The following is a 15,813-nucleotide window of genomic DNA, read 5'->3' on the forward strand; positions in this document are numbered from 1 at the left end:
AATAATTTCAAATTATTTATAATGAAGCTGAAAGGTGTTGCCGGGTTTAAAGGAAGTATTGTCAGGAGTAATACCAAGATCAGCGTAAAGTGGTTTAAGGCATGATTTATGGCCCCAGAGCTCACCGGAATATTTTTGCGGAACAATAAATTGTATGGCCTTGTCAGCCAAGGCAAGGCGGGAGCGCAAATGTAAATACATGGCTTTTGATCGAACCATTTGCCCAAGTGCCGGATGCATCGGTCCGGCTGTAATATTCTTTTCAAATCCGTCCTCATGCGCCACACCGATACGGATGACATGAATTATATTCCGCCAGAGACGCAGCAGGGCTGGAGCCAGTTCTTCTACAGTACGGGTAAGGGACCATGGGGTATACTTTCCGGCCCGGTACAGTTTTTCCAGTCCGGTTCCTTTTACTGTCAGGCAGGGGTAGATGCGTACGGCTTCTGGCTTGAATTCAATGGTCCGGCTGACATCATTCTGAAAATTACCAGGTTCATCCCCCGGCAGGCCGGGCAGCAGTTGAATACCCAGCGAAATGCCGCTTTCACGTACTATATTGCAGGCTTCAATCCCGGTTTGCGGGGAGTAATTGCGGCCTGAACGGCGTAGGACTTCAGCTGAAAAGCTCTGAATACCCAGCTCAATCATGTCCAGACCGGATGCATGAAGCTGCATGATTTGTTTTTGGTCAATACAGTCCGGACGGGTAGAACAACGAACTTTGGTCAGGAAGCCCCTTTCTTTAAATTCAGCAGCCAGTTTGATGAAACGTTCCTGCCATTCAAAAGGGAGGGCCGTAAAAGTTCCGCCGAAGAACGCCAGTTCAAGCGGGGAACGATCTTTTGTATTGAAGAATGCAGGAATCTCTTGTTTAATTCCTTGATATATTTCGTTTAATGTCTTAGCTCCTGTTCCTGTCTGCCTGTCCTGCGCACAATAGATGCATTTTGATGGACAGCCCAAAAAAGGCATAAACACCGGCCAGATGCGTGTTTTTGGATGTCCCGGTTCAGGGTGTTTGAAGATTGCTGTTTTCATATCTGGAAGTCGCGGAGTTGAAAAAAATAGGCAAATGATGCCTTTGTTTAATAAATTAGCTTGATTAAAAAAACGTGGTCGGTTATTTATCTAAATATAACTGTCTCTTGAAGCTTTCAGGATCGGTTTAAGATTATTTGTTCCAACATGCAACTCAAGAACAACAGTATTTATTATGAATAATCAGGATTGTATTTTTTGTAAGATCGTTGCCGGGGAGATTCCCTGCTTCAAGATTTATGAAACAGACAAGGTGCTCAGCTTTCTGGACATCGGGCCTGTTAATAAAGGCCATGCTCTTGTCATTCCCAAGCAGCATTGCGAAAATATCTGGGATCTGCCTGCCGAACTGGGGCAGGAGATTATCACTGCCTCCCAATTGGCCGGTGATGCTATTGTAAAAGCTACCGGGGCTGACGGGCTGAATCTGATTATGAACAATAATGAAGCAGCCGGACAGCTTGTTTTTCATGCCCATTTTCATCTTATTCCCCGATTCAAGGAGGACGGTTTTGTCCACTGGGGTCAGAGTGAATATGATAGCATGGATGAGGCTGCAGCCCTTGCCCAAAAGATAGAAAAGATGATAACAGGATAAATTACAGTAATTTATTCTTGCACGATAACGCCTTTTACCTGAATCGTCGTACGCAGGATTTCAACCTGCTGCGGATAACACTAAAACCGCCGCCCCTGACCGCAGGGCCGGGGACAACGGAGGAAAGGAAATGGCTAGCGGAAACACCCTTACTAAAGCCAGCGTTGTTGACTACATCTACGAAAAGACAGACCGGAACAGAGCTGAAATCAAGGAATTGGTTGAATCCATCCTCGACATCATGAAGCAGGCTGTGAAAAGAGATCATGCCATGTTGATCAGCGGATTCGGAAAATTCGAAGCTTACGACAAAAATGCCCGTAAGGGACGTAATCCCCAGACCAATGAATCAATAACCCTGCCCGCACGCAAGGTTGTTGTGTTCAGGCTTTCCCGCAAGTTCAGATCTGAACTGAACGGGTAGGTCGTTGCCGCATATGTTGCGGCCCGGATTCCTCCCGGTTTGATATTTTGCAATGAAACAGGGGAGCTGGATTATTCCGGCTCCTGTTTTATACTATTGCTCAATTTATCGGTTTTCGAATTCTTTTCAAATTTGATGTGTACAAAAAATCCGTCCTATCGAAACAGATAGGACGGATTTTTTTATCCAGTGACAGTTTGCCAGTGGAACAAGCCCCTTTCAAAGAGGTAAGCCGCCGGAGGCAAAAGATGACTATTAAATAGCGCGGAGCAGCGCATCCAAATTATTCAGTAACCAAAATCACGTTGCCGTAATCGTTCTCGAGGGAAGCCATGGCATCTTCAGCTGCGGGGATGTTATAGAAATAACCGGCCTGTACGCGCATGAATTTCTGACCGTTCACTTCCACTTCCACTAAACGGGACTCTTTGTAGCCGCTGTTGCGCAGAGTTTCCAATATAGACTGTGCGCGGTTCCGGTCAGTGAATGCGCCCACCTGAATGTAGTAGTGCGCTTGGGCAGTGGCTTCTTCGGTGATGATGATTTTTTCAACTTCAGGTGCGGCCTGAACAGTTTCTTCCATCACGGCCTCTTCTGCCGGGGCAGCGGTTTCCGCAACTATTTCTGTTGATTCCACAGGTTCCACATTCACATCGTCAATGGTCCGCAGTTCTACAGGAGTCAGCCCTTTATTGACGATGCCCAGCTTGGATGCTGCGGCATATGAAAGGTCAATGATCCGCAGGTCAGGATCGGCAAAGGGGCCCCGGTCATTTACCCGGACAATCACTTTGCGTCCGCTGGCGCGGTCGGTAACTTCAAGCATTGTACCCATGGGCAGGGTGCGGTGGGCGGCGGTCATGGAGTACATATTATATGTTTCGCCATTGGCGGTAGTTTTGCCATGGAAGTCGTCACCGTACCAGGAAGCCAGTCCTTGAGCCTTATAACCTTTGGCACTGAGGTGTGGAACATAGGTCCGCCCGTGCACTGTGTAAGGGTCGGTTTTTAAAACCGGTTTAACTACGTCCGGGGAATCCTGCTTTCTTATTTTATGTTGTGAAACCGGCCGGGTGGAATAAATTCTTTTTTTTGCACAGCCTGCGGGAATAATCAGCAGCACAGCTGCAAGCAGAAGTACATATCTGGACATTTGAGCCTCCGTCATCTGGGGAATATTATTTACCGAAGCACTGCGGACGCAATCGGTAATTCATCCATAGTGGGTGGAGGAATTAAAGTCCAGTAGTCTTGTTAAACATGCCTTCTGCCTTAAAGGACCGGAATCAGGGAGTCTGTTACTGGCGTAACAAGAAAAGCGGTCCCGACGACCGGGACCGCTCATTTATTCTGACAGCTTTATATCGGAGGAAACCGACTTTATTTACATGATACGCAGCTTGGGACGCATGGGTGAAACTACCACCCTGTTACGCCCCTGCATCTTGGCATCGTAAAGAGCTTCATCTGCCTTGCGCACTATTTCAGTATTCTTTTCAAGGCTGCCGGGGCAGACGGAAGATACACCTATGCTGGCGGTCACTTGAAAACTCTTATCCTGATAAGTCATGGTGGAGGATTCAATCTTGGTCCTTACCCGCTCGGCCAGCATCCGGGCCTGTTGTTCATTGGTATGCGGGAGCAGAATGACAAATTCCTCACCGCCGTAGCGGGCAATGAAGTCCGTAGACCGGAAAGTGTTTTCAAACATGCGGGCAACTTTTTCCAGCACCATGTCCCCGGCCATATGGCCATAGGTATCGTTGACGGCTTTGAAATAATCCAGATCGACCATGAGCAGGGAAAGATCTGTATTTAACCGTTGGTGGCGTTTGAATTCTTCAATCAGCCTTTCATCAAAGCTGCGGCGGTTGTAGACTCTGGTCAGGCCGTCACGATTGGCTCGGGTTTTAATCTTGTTGAACATAATGGCGTTGCTCAGGGCGAGAGAAAGGTGGTTCACCGCTGCGTTGAGGGTGTTAACCTGATCCTTGGCCAGCCTGATGCTGTGTTCGCAAAGCATGACCAGACAACCGAATTTTTCACCTCGGGCAACCAGGGGCAGGGCCAGAATTCTTCCGGCTTCGGGACTGTAGACCATGCTGTTGTCCACAGCGGGGATGGTCTCGGCCATGTTGTAGCTTGAAACTTCCATACCGCTGAGCGTGACGATGTTTTCGATCATCAGCGCAATCCATTCGTCCTGAACATTTTCAACTTGTCCGGGATTGATGAAAATATCGGCGTCAATATGCTTTCCGGTAGGCAGCACATCCCAGAAGGCACCCTGTACGGAGTAAATCGGGAGCAGCATTTTCAGGTCTTCAGCTGCCTGCCCCAGAATATCCGCAACTTCCAGCCTCTCTGTGGCATTGGAAAGTACGGTATTCAGGAACTGCAGTTGCTCGGTCTTACGTGAAAGCAGTTCGCGTTCAAGGATGATTTCTTCGGTCATGCGGTAAAGATCACCGTAAAGACCGGCTATTTCCTTGGCCCTGAACAAGGCATCCTGCACCTTGGAGCTGGTGAGGGGAGAACTTACTACAGCAAGAAAACCGTCTTCCAGAACCTGTTCCAGATCGGCATTGTTCTGATCATCCTGAATCAGGATGCGTTGCGTGGATTCGATATTTCGGTAAGCAGAGCGTTTTTCCTCCGGCAATTCTTCCCAGACTCTTTGCGGGATCCAGGTTGCGGCCGGCTTTTCATTCTTGCTCAGCTCTTTTTCTCCGGGCAGAGAACGCTCAGAAAAATTTCTTAAAAAGAATCCGGGACCGAGTGAATCCTCGATTTTACCGGCTTCGGTGCTGTTTAGACCGAACCCCCAAAGCAGTTCAGGCCTGTGTCCTCTTTTCATGTCTGGTCTCCTTGATTGCCATGATTAAGCTGTCGGAAACAGTTTTCCAATCATGATTTTGCAAAATAGGGACCATTCAACATAAAGAGGATATAACATCTGGTTCATCAAACCATGCACAGAACATATATGAATAAAGAAATTGCTTTATTACAAGTGGTTAATCTCTAATATGGATTCGAGTTATAAATTTTCAATACGTCGGATGCAGAACCGGAAATACAATCTGGCGGATAAAATAAGGAAAAGACTGCCGGAAATCCGACGCCTCCCTGCAGCCTCGGTGGGAAAATAAAACCTTTGACAAGAGTGGGCCAAATGTGGCTTGAAATAACATATGAAAACTCAAAGAATATGGGGAACTCTGGACCCATTCCATGAAAGCGGGGCTATTCTGGGCCGCAAGGTTGCCAATGCGGGATTCCTGAACGGGCTGCTCAGTCGTGACCATTTTGACGAGTATCACTTTTTTCTTTCCGGGGCAGGTACCAAAAAAGGGCTGTGCTCCTTTTTTCGTGAGAGTTACCCAGCTATGTTTGAACAGGGTAGGGTGAAAATCATGGACCGTCGGGATCTGCCTGCAGAACTGGCAAGCCGGGAATATTTTTGTTTTCACCAGTCCGACTGCATCAACTTTCCGCCCCATCTGGCCCGGGTCCGGAACCGTTATGCCAAAAACATTTTTCCAATCACCGGCACTACCCATTCCTTGAGTTACAGCAACTACGGCTCCTTTTTCCTCAATTATTTATGGCCGGGAACCACCGGCAGGGACTGTATCGTAACTACATCTACAGCCGGGAAACAGGTTGTTGAAAAATATTTCAAGCATCTGCGTGAGGGACTATGTTTGAGCGAAGAAACTCACCCTTCACCGCAGGTGAGACGAATTCCGTTGGGGATCACTCCCGGTCATATCCGGCCTGCAGATGAAAATATCAAAGCAGAGGCCAAACTAAATCTCGGTATGGATAGTGGCGATGAGCGGGTCAATATTCTTGTTTTCGGACGTATTGCCCATTATTCGAAGATGGACATCCTGCCGCTTTTCCGGGCCATGCAAAAACTTTTTATTGCCGGATTGAGCCGTGACAGGGTGCGGGTTATTCTGGCTGGCTGGCTGGATGAAGGAGACGATTTTTCCAACACCCTTGCCCAACTGGGACACAACATGGGGCTGGAACTTTCCATTATCGCCAGTCCTTCAGAAGAACGCAAAACCGACCTTTACCGGGCAGCAGATATTTTTGTTTCCATCTCCGACAACCCGCAGGAAACTTTCGGCCTGACCGTGCTGGAAGCCGGTGCAGCCGGACTTCCGGTCGTTGCCTCCGACTACGATGGTTATAAAGATCTGGTGGTTGAAGGGAAAACCGGGTTGCTTATTGAAACCATCGGCCCGGAAGCCACCCCGGAACTGGATCTCATGGCCCCGCTATGTTTTGATAACCACTACCATCTGCTAATGGCCCAGCAGACTGCTGTGAACACTCCCAAACTGGCCGCAGCACTTGCAAAGCTGATACACGACCCGCAATTGCGTAAAGACATGGGAATGGCTGGGGCCGAGCGGGTCCGTGATAATTTCAGTTGGTCCAAAGTCATTGAAGAGCACATCAGACTCTGGGAAGAACTTAATACTGTTCCGGTGGAGGCTGATAAGCTGCGTAACCAGCTCCATCCCGTACAGCTTCGTTTGGGTGAAACATTTTCCCACTACCCGACTGAAACACTCAGCCCGCAGACAAAGCTGGTCACCGGTGATACCGGTCAGGCAATTTATCAGGGCCGTGAATTCCCGCTCATCTATAATGGAGTTGATAGATTCCTGAATGAGGATGTTGTTCGTAAAATGGCATTCTTCGCCCGCAAACCGTTGAGTGCAGCCAGTCTGGTCGAGAAAATGACGTCCATGGCCGGTGATATGGATCAACGGGAGGCCGAATTTCACATCCTCTGGTGCCTTAAGCACGATATTCTGGAAAAGGTATGCTGAGCAGGAGCGTAGTGCATCATACCGCTCTGGGGAAAAGCGGCGGAGCTTCAAAAGTAGCCCAGTTGCTTCATACGGGGCTTCTGGAGGCAGGCTGTAAGTCAGTTCATTCTTTCGAAGCTTCGGAAAATCCCGGTGATGAGCTTGTCTCCCCGGAGGATGCCGCCCGCAGGATTTCTGCGAAAAGCATTGTCCACCTGCATTCCTCGGCTGATCCGGCACGCTTTCTGCGCGCTCTTCCCCCCGGTACATCCACAATCATCACTCTGCATGATACCCAGATGATTACCGGAGGCTGTGCCTCGCCCATGGGCTGTCCTGAATTCGATTCCGGTTGCTCTAACTGCCCACGAAAATTTCCCGAATCCGGTAAAACCCGCCGGGAGCGTCTGGAGGCTATTGTTGATTCAAAAGCCGTACTTGTTTCCCCTTCCGGATGGCTGGGAAGACTGGTCCGCCAAACTTTTCCCGGCTTAAAGCCCAAAATTATCCCAAACGGAATACCATGGCCGGATAAACCAGCCAGTAAAAATCAGATCAGGAAGGAACTAGGTATCCATAAGGCTTCAAAAGTAATGCTTTTTGTAGCTCACGGAGGGGAGGAGGCTGCTTATAAGTCAGGACCGCAGTGGAGAAATTACTGGGCGGAAATTAAAGAATCCGTACCGGCTGCTCTTTGTTTTGCTATCGGAGGAAAGGAAAATTCACGGGATGGGGATTTTATCAGCATCCCTTACGTGGATAGCCTCATGCTGAATAAATTTATGGCTGCTGCAGATGTGCTTGCCTACCCCACACTTGGAGACAACCATCCATTGATAATTCTTGAGGCCATGGCCCAGAGTCTGCCCGCAGTCAGTTTTGCCGTAGGCGGTGTCATTGAACAGATATCCGACAGGGAGGACGGAATTCTGGTTCCCCCTTATGAGAAAGGGATTTTTACCGAAAAGGTAGCTATGTTGTTAAAAAACAGCAGACTTGCCCACGAGATGGGCAGCAGGGGATTTCAGAAAGGTAAAAAAAGATATTCCTGCGAAAGAATGCTGGATGACTACATGAAAATTTATTTCACACTGGTGTAATTAGGGTTTATCGTGTTATTATTTTATATATTTCAGAAAATTTCACCTTATCCGGGTTGACTTTTTTTCGTGTTTAAACTGGAACTACTTTTATAAACAAGAATATGAAGATGAGAAAAATCTTTCATTAACAAGCATTTCAGGCTAACATTATAATGAGCAAAGGCTGCTCAGTTATATGATGCTTGCTCGATACATTCTTTTTTCCGGGGAGGATGACCATGTCCCAAACTAATATTCTACTTGAATCAGGCACTAACGAACTTGAAATAGTTGAATTTTACATTGACGAGATTGACAATGTACATGAAGGCTCAACCCGTCGCAGCTATTACGGCATCAACGTTGCCAAGGTCGTTGAGATTATTCGTCTGCCTGAGTTGACCGATATGCCTGACGCGGCAAATGATGCCGTCCTGGGAGCATTCGACCTTAGGTCGGAAATCATTCCCCTGATCGATCTCAGCCGCAGGGTTGGTAAAAACAGAATTGAAGATGAAGCCCCCAAAGTCATCGTCACAGAATTCAATAAAATTTCCACAGCATTCCTTGTTTCGGGCGTAACCAGAATTCACCGCATCAGTTGGGAGCAGGTTGAAGCTCCGAGCAAGCAGGTTTCTTCACTGACCGCGAACTCCATCACCGGGGTGGTCAAACTTGAAGGGCGCATTGTCTTCCTGCTGGACCTTGAAAAAATCGTTGCCGACCTCAACCCGGACATGGATATTACCGACATGCCTGAGCCCTCTCTGGTCGATAAAATTGAAAAACGCCAGCTCAAGGCTCTTATTGCCGATGACTCAACCATGATCCGGCGTATGATCGGGCAGATGCTTGAAGATGCCGGATTCCGGGTAACCAGAACCCACAACGGTAAAGCAGCCTGGGATAAAATTACCCAGTGGAAAGCCAAAGCAGAATACGAAGGTAAAACTATCAACGACTATATCGACATTATGGTCACAGATATTGAAATGCCGGTCATGGATGGTCATAACCTGACCAAGCGCATCAAGGATGACCCGGAGTTGCGTCATATTCCGGTACTGCTTTGCTCATCCATCATCACCGACACCCTCTTTCATAAAGGCGAATCCGTAGGTGCCGACGATCAGATTTCCAAAGCTGAAATCAACCAACTGGCCGAAAGAGTTTTCAAACTCATCGAAAAAGCAGAAAAAGGATAATTTCAGCAGAATATAAAATAAACAAGCCCCCGCAAAGTATGGCTTTACGGGGGCTTTCGATTTTTAATTAACAAATCTACCTGATCCAGATCAGTGAACACTGACGCCCGGTGGTCTTTTCCCTGCGATAGGAGAAGAAACTCCGGGCCATGGAAAAAGTACAAAGATCAAGGGAATGAATGTTGCGCCGGGTAAGCCCGGCCTCCACTAATTGGTCAATAGTCAGCTTCCAGAGATCAACCGTGCAGGACTCTTTATCAAAATATGACTCGAAGCCCGGTCCGAAATCAGATTCAAAATTCACGAACTGGGCAACTGCCGGACTAAGGCTGGGACCGCGTACGGCCAGAAGGTCTTTGGGGTCACAGCTGTAGTGTTCGCAGATATCGGCAACACCTTTGCCGGGAAAATTGATAGCATTGCCCCGCCATCCGTTATGCAGTCCGGCGACAAAATCACCATTCTTGTGGGCTATCATGATCGGCTGGCAATCAGCGGTTTTGACTACCAGAGCATGCCCTGCGGCAGTTGTGGCAAGACCGTCCCCTTCAATAATTGGAGTATCAGCCGGGGAACCTTCTTCAAGGTCGTAATGCACCACATCTCCATGTACCTGAATACACTCATGCCAATGCGATATACCCAGAGTTGCGGCCAACTCGGTGCGGTTGGCCCGCACATCATAGGGATCGTCACCTACATCGTAAGAAATATTGCCACCGTCAAATGGTGCCTTGCAGCAGCCTCCGTTTCTGGTGCTGAAAGCGATTGAAACTTTATCCAGACCCGGAAAAACAAACGGTATAAAATTTATTTTTGCCATATCAATTCCTTATCAGTGCAGACCAGCTGCACGTTTTTATCCCATGGTTCTATAGGGAATCCTTCCACCAGCTGAAAATCATAGCAGACACCCACAGAAAGAAATCCGTCCTTCTGCGGACGGGCCAGAAAACGGTCATAGTATCCGCCACCAAACCCGATTCGGAATCCCTTGCGGTCAAATCCAACACCGGGAACTATTACCAGATCAGGAGAAACCGCGTCCGGAAAATCGCAGCGGGTGCGGCATGGTTCCTTGATGCCGAATGAACCGGCGGTAAGGTCGGCCTCCGCACGGACGACTCCGAAATCCATCTGTCCGGGTTCGTTCCTGCGGCAACAGGGCATGAAAAGTTTCTTTCCGCTGTCCCATGCGTCCATCAACAGGGGGCGCACATCCACCTCGTTCCTGATAGGCCAGTAAAGCAAAACCTCTTCGGCCCGGCTCCACTGCTCCAGAGACATGATTGTTTCCACAATGCTGCGGCTCATGGAATCTACATCCGGACCGCGCATGACGGAACGCTTATCCAGTAATTGTCGTCTGAGTATTTCTTTATCCATGGCAGCCACCTGTTTCGAACTTTTACTTATGGGATGGGAAAATTAAGCACAACCCTGTGACAAAAATCAATCTCCAAGTGCTACAATAACGAAAATATCTTCCTTTTATGCCCTATGGAGGGCGTTTGGTTTTTCAGGGCAATAATGATATTCAAAAATCTGTTGAAAACAGGATAATTCAATGCCAACTCTAATATACCTGCGGAGACAGTATGACTGAATCCTCAAAAATATGGGTCGCTTTCGGCGATATACACCAGAGCGTTAAATTCGTGAACCTCATCCCTGAATTGGAAAATGCTTCCGGGGTGATTGTAACCGGAGACCTGACCAATCATTCCCCGGCCGGGGCTATTGAGAAGGTCTGGGATGCAATTTCCAGCAGAAACAGTACCATACTTGCGCAGCAGGGCAACATGGACCGGGCCAATGTTACGGCATTCCTCAAAGAAAGAAATGCCAACCTGCATTGTGAGTTTCGCGATCTGGCTGAAGGAATAAAAGTCATGGGCGTGGGGTGCTCCATCCCTACTCCATTCGGCACTCCCGGTGAAATTACAGAAGAAAAAATGGAACAGTTGCTCGAAGAAACCCATGACCGTCTAGGTGAATATGAGCAGCTACTGCTGGTGGTTCACGATTCACCCTTTAATACCAAGCTTGATGTCATTTCCAACGGAATCCATGTAGGCAGCAAGTCAGTGCGGGCTTTTATTGAGAAATATCAACCCGCTATTGTCCTTTGCGGCCATATCCATGAATCAAGCGGTGAAGACGTTATCGGTAAATCCCGTGTTATCAATCCCGGTATGGCTTCCGGCGGCGGGTATGTGCTTGTCTCCGTTGAAAACGGCAAGCTGGACGCAACCCTTAAACAAATTTAAAACATGAGTAAAATTCGATTCGTCTGGGTCGGCAAAATCAAAGAGCCGTTCTTCCGTGATGCCTGTGCCCATTACACCAAAAAACTGGGACGCTTCCATAAGCTTGATGAGACTATCCTCAAGGATGCTCCGGGCAAGTTGCCGGCTCAGGACAAGGTGCAGCATGAAGGCAAGGCCATCATGGCCAAAATTCAGCCTTCGGACATGCTCATCTGTCTTGATGAAAAAGGTAAGGAGATGACTTCGGTAGAGCTTTCCAAACAGTTGCAGCGTTGGACCGAGGACCCGAATCTGACTCCCTGTTTTGTCATCGGCGGACCTTTCGGTCTTGCTGATGAAGTGAAAAACGCGGCCCGTGTGAAGCTTTCGCTGAGCAAGATGACCCTGCCCCATGAACTGGCCCGGACGATGCTTCTTGAACAGCTCTACCGTGCAGCTTCCATATTGCGCGGTTCGCCCTATCATCATGTTTAAAGACAAAAGACAGGTTTGATGCGCTGCGTGCTTTTTATATAAAGATTTCCGCCTCCGGCGGCTTAAACCCTTTTTGTAAAAAGGCTTTAAGCATCCCAAAAACTTTTATTTGGGCTTCGCCGACTTGGATTATCATTTTCTGCAAGAGGAGAATATAATGCTTAAAATGGATTACCTTGAAAGACTGGAAGAATACATGACTTCCGGTGATATGAAATTTGAATTCGATAACGGAACTGAAGAGAAAAGATTCGAAATTCTCGAATTCCTTGAAAAACTCATGGACGTCGCGGAAATCGCCGACGAGCACGCCACCAAACTGATATTCAAGGGCGGACTGCTGGAAGCACTTTCAGGGGCGGGGCAGGAAGAGGAATAGATAGTCTTACTAGTTTTAAAAGAGCCCCGGCAGTGGTGTGCCTGGGGCTTATTTATTGACCGAGTGTTAATTCCTGCACCCTTATCCTGCACTCCTGAGCTTCATCATCCATTCCTTTTTCATCATAAGCGAGTGCCAGATTGTTGTAAGCCAAGGCATGGGCAGGATGAAGTGCTAAAACCATTTTGTAGTCGGCGATAGCTCCGTCAAAATCACCTTTTTCATATTTAACAGTGCCGCGATTGAGAAAAGCCTTGGCGTATTCGGGGTTGATTTCAATAACCTTGCTGTAATCGGCAATGGCCCCGTCAAGGTCGCCCTGTTTTTTGCGGATAACAGCCCGGTTGCCATAAGCTTCAGCATCATATGGATTAATTTCAATGGCTTTGCTGTAATCAGCCACAGCTCCGGTCAAATCCCCGTTCAGTTTGCGGGCCAGACCTCGGTTAACATAAGCCATAGCAAATTCAGGATCAATGGAGATGGCTTTGTTGTAATCAGTAATAGCTCCAGTAGTTTCGCCTTTTCTGTAGGAAACAAAGCCCCGGTTATTATAGGCCATGGCATAATCAGGATTAATCTGCAAAGCACGGTTATAGTCAGCTATGGCCTTTGTGAATTCTTCCATGTCGGCATGGACCAAGCCCCGGTTGTTGTAGGCGATTGCAAAATCTTTATCTATGGCGATAGCCCGGTTGAAATCATTTACTGCCGTTTCAAAGTCCTTTTTTTTATAATAGGTCAGTCCCCGGTTTCCATAGGCCTTGGCATAATCTGGATTCATGGCAATCACTTTATTATAGTCGGCAATGGCTCCGTCTAAATTTCCAAGCTCTTCGCGCACATTACCACGGTTGTAATAAGCATATATGTAATCGGGGCTGATTTTCAGGGCCTGCTCATAATCAGCAACCGCACCACTGAGATCTCCCAGTGCCTTGCGGGCCAGACCTCGATTATTGTATGCAATGGCTCGATTGGCGACAGAAAGATCCTCCTGCAGACAGCGGGTGTACAGTTCGACCTGCTCTTCAGAATCCTTATTTTGGTATGCGGAGATGCAAACCTGCGGAAAACCGCAATAACCAGGGGCTGTCCCGCTGACCATGACCATTACACCTGCGAGCACACCAGCCATAAAAAGACCGCAATACTTTATTCCCTTGCCCATCTGACCCACTCCTTGCTCCAGATTTATAATTACAGTGATAATGCCTGTTGCAGGGACCCATGACAAGGGGAGAACGGAAATTCACTTTAAGATGAACAACAAAACCGCAATATCTTACGACATTGCGGTTTCAGATTTTGAAGTCATACTAAATTTTTGATGAATCAAGCCGGAAAGGTGATGAGCAATTCCCGATTCAGGTCATTTTACTGTTTCGACATACTACACAGTCCGCAAGGACCATAAATAATGAATTTTATCACCGGCTTGATACTCCATGGAATTTTCCAGTGCATGTCCCAGAATTTTTAATTCATCTTCTGACGGTGCAGGATCATTGGACAGGATCACAACTCTGCCTTGCGGGGCCAGCATGGGTTTTACAAACTCTAAAAGATCTTTCCACGGCATGAAGGCCTTGCTGAGGATCAGGTCTGCGGGAAGGTTCGTTTGCGGAATTTTTTCCGCCCGTCCCTGAAATACATTGGTACGCGGCAGTTTCATTACCCGCAGGGCTGTACGCATAAATATGGAACGTTTCTGGCGGGCCTCCACCAGATGGTAATTCCCGGCCTGCCAAAGGGTGCGCAAGGGGATTCCGGGCAATCCGGCTCCGGCTCCGAGGTCAAGGGAAACAGGATTGGGCGGGAGGCTCAAAGAGTCCAGAAAATCAGCCAGATGCAGGCTGTCGATAATCAATGAATGGAAAACTTCTTCCCAGCCCTGAGGGCCGACCAGATTCATCGATTTGTTCCATTTAACCAGCATGGTCAGGTAATAGGCCAGAACCCTTGCCTGATCTGTAGCCGCTTTGAACCCTTCTTCCTGAGCCGGATTATCCTTGAGCCTGCGCCCGGCCTTACTTGCCGCACCCAGAATATCCGCTGCACTGATTTTTATGTCTTCCATTAGCCCTCCTTGCTGTTCCCGGCAGATTGCACACAAAGACCATTCTTGGCAACACGCTGTTTTTTCAGCAGGGAACGGATGGAGATGAGTACTGCAATCCCGCAAAGAGCAGCAAGGCTTGCAAGCGAAAAGCGCATTACGTTGAGATATTCGGCTGCTGATTCCGGTGAAACCGGAGCACTGCCCATAATCGTTGAAATGAATATGGCGATGATGACCATGCTGAATACCATGCCGAGAGTTCTCAATCCTCCGGATATTGCAGAGGCAAAACCGTAGCGGGAAGGCGGAACGCTACTCATGAGGATAATCATATTCGGTGATGAGAACAGGGCAAAGCCGACCCCCAGTACCACGAACATGGCATACAGATAATGAAGACTGGTCTGGTCTGTAACCATGGCTCCCATGATTGTACCCACAGTACAGGCCAGCATACCCAGCAGGGCGAGCAAGCGTGGGGAAAATTTATCAGCCAGCCTGCCGCAGAGAGGTGAAAGTACAGCCTGAACAACAGGTTGGATTACGAGCACCAGCCCGGCATCATGCGGGGTAAAACCTTTTACACACTGCATATACAGGCTGAACAAAAAGACAATACCGAATGTCCCGGCATAGTTGATAAACTGCACCAAAGCGGCATCAGAAAAATCACGACGTTCTTTGAACAGGGTCAATTCCACCAGCGGGAATTCCGCCTTATCCTGCATGTAGATGAACAGGGCAACCCCAAGCAGTCCTGTAATAAGGGCCACCGGGCCGAACCATCCGGCACTGAGGCTGGTGCCCCCGAAAACAATGGCTGCCACAGAAAGGGCAATGACTGCGCTTCCGGGGTAATCAAATTTTTCATCCGATGCGCGGAACTTACCGTTCAGATTCCGGCGGGCCACATAATATGAAATTCCCAAAGGAATCATGCCCAGAAAGTACAGACTGCGCCATCCCAGATGAGAGGTGACCAGACCTCCGACGTAAGGTCCGGCTGAGAGTCCCAGGTATACTGCTGCCACGGCCCAGCCCATGGCTTTCCCCCTTTCATGAGCAGGTACGGAATTGGTCAGCAGGGCCATGTTTGTGGCTATACCCATGCCGCCCACCATTCCTTGCACCATCCGCAGGCCGATTACGGTTTCAATATTATGCGCAAATCCGATCAGCATGGTAAAAATAGAAAACAATAATATGCCTAACCTGAACATGGGTTGCCGGCCGTGCATATCCGCCAGCCTGCCAAGAGGCAGCAACAGTGCAGCAACACTGCCGATGTAGACTGATTCCACAAGGCTTAGATCAAGACCGCTGGCCCCGAATTCACGGCCCATGACCGGAAGGGTGATACCCACAGCCGAAAACATGAACGGCATTGTGAATTGTGTTACGGCTACCGTGAATATTACGGCTTTTTTCTTTGCATCATCCATT

General features: G+C 48.3%; 16 protein-coding genes. 8 read left to right on the forward strand and 8 right to left on the reverse strand.

Annotated features, from left to right (window positions below):
- Positions 1 to 12: 12 nt before the first annotated feature.
- Positions 13 to 1,044, reverse strand: coding sequence for a radical SAM protein (locus ACKU41_RS12410; RefSeq protein ID WP_321401191.1), 1,032 nt, complete (start codon positions 1,042 to 1,044; stop codon positions 13 to 15).
- 175 nt (positions 1,045 to 1,219) lie between these two features.
- Between ACKU41_RS12410 and ACKU41_RS12415 the strand changes: the two genes are divergently transcribed.
- On the forward strand, positions 1,220 to 1,642 hold the full coding sequence (locus ACKU41_RS12415) for an HIT family protein (protein ID WP_319777692.1): 423 nt from the start codon (positions 1,220 to 1,222) through the stop codon (positions 1,640 to 1,642).
- A 130-nt stretch (positions 1,643 to 1,772) separates the two neighbouring features.
- Entirely contained in the window at positions 1,773 to 2,066 is a 294-nt protein-coding gene (locus ACKU41_RS12420) for an integration host factor subunit alpha (protein WP_319777693.1), read from the forward strand.
- Between the two features lie 283 nt (positions 2,067 to 2,349).
- Here the strand turns inward: ACKU41_RS12420 and ACKU41_RS12425 are convergent, their stop codons facing one another.
- Both ACKU41_RS12425 and ACKU41_RS12430 read right to left on the reverse strand, forming a co-directional pair.
- Complete coding sequence (locus tag ACKU41_RS12425; protein WP_321401195.1) at positions 2,350 to 3,219, reverse strand: septal ring lytic transglycosylase RlpA family protein; 870 nt, start codon at positions 3,217 to 3,219, stop codon at positions 2,350 to 2,352.
- 231 nt (positions 3,220 to 3,450) lie between these two features.
- On the reverse strand, positions 3,451 to 4,923 hold the full coding sequence (locus ACKU41_RS12430) for a GGDEF domain-containing protein (protein WP_321401197.1): 1,473 nt from the start codon (positions 4,921 to 4,923) through the stop codon (positions 3,451 to 3,453).
- Between the two features lie 337 nt (positions 4,924 to 5,260).
- Between ACKU41_RS12430 and ACKU41_RS12435 the strand changes: the two genes are divergently transcribed.
- The 3 genes from ACKU41_RS12435 to ACKU41_RS12445 all read left to right on the forward strand — a co-directional run bounded on the left by ACKU41_RS12435 (position 5,261) and on the right by ACKU41_RS12445 (position 9,185).
- A complete protein-coding gene (locus tag ACKU41_RS12435) occupies positions 5,261 to 6,919 on the forward strand; it encodes a glycosyltransferase family 4 protein (protein ID WP_321401199.1) in 1,659 nt (552 codons plus the stop codon).
- Positions 6,913 to 7,998, forward strand: a complete 1,086-nt coding sequence (locus ACKU41_RS12440; protein ID WP_319777697.1) for a glycosyltransferase — start codon at positions 6,913 to 6,915, stop codon at positions 7,996 to 7,998. The genes ACKU41_RS12435 and ACKU41_RS12440 overlap by 7 nt, the downstream gene beginning before the upstream one ends.
- 221 nt (positions 7,999 to 8,219) lie before the next feature.
- Positions 8,220 to 9,185: a chemotaxis protein gene (locus ACKU41_RS12445; protein ID WP_321401201.1), complete on the forward strand. Its 966-nt coding sequence runs from the start codon at positions 8,220 to 8,222 to the stop codon at positions 9,183 to 9,185.
- A gap of 76 nt (positions 9,186 to 9,261) precedes the next feature.
- Here ACKU41_RS12445 and ACKU41_RS12450 read toward each other — a convergent pair whose 3' ends face one another.
- Together ACKU41_RS12450 and ACKU41_RS12455 are read right to left on the reverse strand one after the other, a co-directional pair.
- Positions 9,262 to 10,008, reverse strand: a complete 747-nt coding sequence (locus tag ACKU41_RS12450; protein WP_321401204.1) for a polyphenol oxidase family protein — start codon at positions 10,006 to 10,008, stop codon at positions 9,262 to 9,264.
- Entirely contained in the window at positions 9,996 to 10,571 is a 576-nt protein-coding gene (locus ACKU41_RS12455; RefSeq protein WP_319777700.1) for a 5-formyltetrahydrofolate cyclo-ligase, read from the reverse strand. Before ACKU41_RS12455 ends, ACKU41_RS12450 begins: the two co-directional genes overlap by 13 nt.
- A 212-nt stretch (positions 10,572 to 10,783) precedes the next feature.
- Here ACKU41_RS12455 and ACKU41_RS12460 point away from each other — a divergent pair, with 212 nt between their 5' ends.
- From ACKU41_RS12460 to ACKU41_RS12470, 3 genes are all read left to right on the forward strand, one after another.
- Positions 10,784 to 11,455 carry a metallophosphoesterase gene (locus ACKU41_RS12460; RefSeq protein WP_319777701.1) on the forward strand — a complete coding sequence of 224 codons (672 nt, stop codon included), beginning with the start codon at positions 10,784 to 10,786 and terminating at the stop codon, positions 11,453 to 11,455.
- Positions 11,456 to 11,458: 3 nt separating this feature from the next.
- On the forward strand, positions 11,459 to 11,929 hold the full coding sequence (locus ACKU41_RS12465) for a 23S rRNA (pseudouridine(1915)-N(3))-methyltransferase RlmH (protein ID WP_319777702.1): 471 nt from the start codon (positions 11,459 to 11,461) through the stop codon (positions 11,927 to 11,929).
- A gap of 157 nt (positions 11,930 to 12,086) precedes the next feature.
- Positions 12,087 to 12,308, forward strand: a complete 222-nt coding sequence (locus ACKU41_RS12470; RefSeq protein WP_319777703.1) for a hypothetical protein — start codon at positions 12,087 to 12,089, stop codon at positions 12,306 to 12,308.
- A gap of 52 nt (positions 12,309 to 12,360) precedes the next feature.
- Here ACKU41_RS12470 and ACKU41_RS12475 read toward each other — a convergent pair whose 3' ends face one another.
- The 3 genes from ACKU41_RS12475 to ACKU41_RS12485 form a co-directional block, all read right to left on the reverse strand.
- The gene (locus ACKU41_RS12475) at positions 12,361 to 13,479 is read right to left on the reverse strand and encodes a tetratricopeptide repeat protein (RefSeq protein ID WP_321401208.1); all 1,119 of its coding nucleotides are present in this window, start codon (positions 13,477 to 13,479) and stop codon (positions 12,361 to 12,363) included.
- Between the two features lie 222 nt (positions 13,480 to 13,701).
- On the reverse strand, positions 13,702 to 14,388 hold the full coding sequence (gene rsmG, locus ACKU41_RS12480; protein ID WP_321401210.1) for a 16S rRNA (guanine(527)-N(7))-methyltransferase RsmG: 687 nt from the start codon (positions 14,386 to 14,388) through the stop codon (positions 13,702 to 13,704).
- Positions 14,388 to 15,812, reverse strand: a complete 1,425-nt coding sequence (locus ACKU41_RS12485; protein WP_321401212.1) for an MFS transporter — start codon at positions 15,810 to 15,812, stop codon at positions 14,388 to 14,390. The genes rsmG and ACKU41_RS12485 overlap by 1 nt, the downstream gene beginning before the upstream one ends.
- Between the last annotated feature and the right edge of the window lies 1 nt (position 15,813).

The organism is Maridesulfovibrio sp. (genome assembly GCF_963678865.1).
Classification (GTDB): domain Bacteria; phylum Desulfobacterota; class Desulfovibrionia; order Desulfovibrionales; family Desulfovibrionaceae; genus Maridesulfovibrio.

Bases quoted from the DNA above. Each gene is read 5' to 3' on its own strand.
- ACKU41_RS12425 (WP_321401195.1), bottom strand. From the start codon at position 3,219: ATGTCCAGATATGTACTTCTGCTTGCAGCTGTGCTGCTGATTATTCCC.
- ACKU41_RS12420 (WP_319777693.1), top strand. From the start codon at position 1,773: ATGGCTAGCGGAAACACCCTTACTAAAGCCAGCGTTGTTGACTACATC.
- ACKU41_RS12410 (WP_321401191.1), bottom strand. From the start codon at position 1,044: ATGAAAACAGCAATCTTCAAACACCCTGAACCGGGACATCCAAAAACA.
- ACKU41_RS12440 (WP_319777697.1), top strand. From the start codon at position 6,913: ATGCTGAGCAGGAGCGTAGTGCATCATACCGCTCTGGGGAAAAGCGGC.
- rsmG (WP_321401210.1), bottom strand. From the start codon at position 14,388: ATGGAAGACATAAAAATCAGTGCAGCGGATATTCTGGGTGCGGCAAGT.
- ACKU41_RS12455 (WP_319777700.1), bottom strand. From the start codon at position 10,571: ATGGATAAAGAAATACTCAGACGACAATTACTGGATAAGCGTTCCGTC.
- ACKU41_RS12475 (WP_321401208.1), bottom strand. From the start codon at position 13,479: ATGGGCAAGGGAATAAAGTATTGCGGTCTTTTTATGGCTGGTGTGCTC.
- ACKU41_RS12445 (WP_321401201.1), top strand. From the start codon at position 8,220: ATGTCCCAAACTAATATTCTACTTGAATCAGGCACTAACGAACTTGAA.
- ACKU41_RS12465 (WP_319777702.1), top strand. From the start codon at position 11,459: ATGAGTAAAATTCGATTCGTCTGGGTCGGCAAAATCAAAGAGCCGTTC.
- ACKU41_RS12450 (WP_321401204.1), bottom strand. From the start codon at position 10,008: ATGGCAAAAATAAATTTTATACCGTTTGTTTTTCCGGGTCTGGATAAA.
- ACKU41_RS12430 (WP_321401197.1), bottom strand. From the start codon at position 4,923: ATGAAAAGAGGACACAGGCCTGAACTGCTTTGGGGGTTCGGTCTAAAC.
- ACKU41_RS12460 (WP_319777701.1), top strand. From the start codon at position 10,784: ATGACTGAATCCTCAAAAATATGGGTCGCTTTCGGCGATATACACCAG.
- ACKU41_RS12470 (WP_319777703.1), top strand. From the start codon at position 12,087: ATGCTTAAAATGGATTACCTTGAAAGACTGGAAGAATACATGACTTCC.
- ACKU41_RS12415 (WP_319777692.1), top strand. From the start codon at position 1,220: ATGAATAATCAGGATTGTATTTTTTGTAAGATCGTTGCCGGGGAGATT.
- ACKU41_RS12435 (WP_321401199.1), top strand. From the start codon at position 5,261: ATGAAAACTCAAAGAATATGGGGAACTCTGGACCCATTCCATGAAAGC.
- ACKU41_RS12485 (WP_321401212.1), bottom strand. From the start codon at position 15,812: ATGGATGATGCAAAGAAAAAAGCCGTAATATTCACGGTAGCCGTAACA.